We start from the raw sequence: 697 nt of genomic DNA on the forward strand, positions 1-697 counted from the left end.
AACGAAACTGGATCGGTCAGCGGCATGGTCTGGTAATGGCGGCCGTTGGCCGCCCGGAACCGGATGGTGCAGGTACAATCCGCCCATTCCTCCGGCAAGGTTACGGTCAGCGCCGTGTCCTGATGCTCGCCGGTTTGGCCGGCCAGATAGTCGGACGGGATGAGGGCGTCGCCCTCGATGGTCATGTTGATTGTGCGCATCAGGTCACCTCCATGCGGGCGTCATAGCGGCCAAACCACGAGATAAATCCGACAGTGTTTGGCGTGCAGCCGGTTAGCCGCAGGCCGAGGACGCAGTTGTTTGCAAACGGCGATATGATTGGCGAGGTCGCATAATACCCGGTCTCTCTGGTGTAGACCGACACTTGGTTTGCCTCTCCCGTCGCCTCTGTGTAGTGACGCGCGGTAGGGGCCCGGTACATGGGCACCGGCGTGCAAAACAACGCATCTGCAACGCCATTGTTATCCGCCATAAAGGTGTAAGACATCTTGCCGCCCAGGCCCGACGGCAAAGCCCCGTCAAAGGTTTGCCAAAAATACCGCAGTGCCAGCTGTTTTTCCTGGGTGAGCGGTCTGGGCACGCAGGGCGTCGCGCTTTCCCCGAGCTCCAGTTTGACCCAATTGATCGTGCCCCCGCCGGTAAGCTCCACGGTAGCGGCGTTGGTGGCGGAGGCATTAAAAACATACGTCTTCGCGTG

1 protein-coding gene and 1 pseudogene are annotated in these 697 nt (G+C 60.1%); both read right to left on the reverse strand.

Annotated elements, in window-relative coordinates; all coding sequences use genetic code 11:
- Window positions 1-200, reverse strand: a 200-nt coding sequence (locus tag WMO26_RS13540; protein ID WP_349221150.1) for a hypothetical protein, incomplete at its 3' end; no start/stop codon positions are given.
- Window positions 200-697, reverse strand: a pseudogene (locus tag WMO26_RS13545) (hypothetical protein); the annotation flags it as partial. The pseudogene WMO26_RS13545 and the gene WMO26_RS13540, both read right to left, overlap by 1 nt.

Source organism: Solibaculum intestinale (genome assembly GCF_040096205.1).
In the GTDB taxonomy this organism is placed as follows: Bacteria; Bacillota; Clostridia; order Oscillospirales; family Acutalibacteraceae; genus Solibaculum_A; species Solibaculum_A intestinale.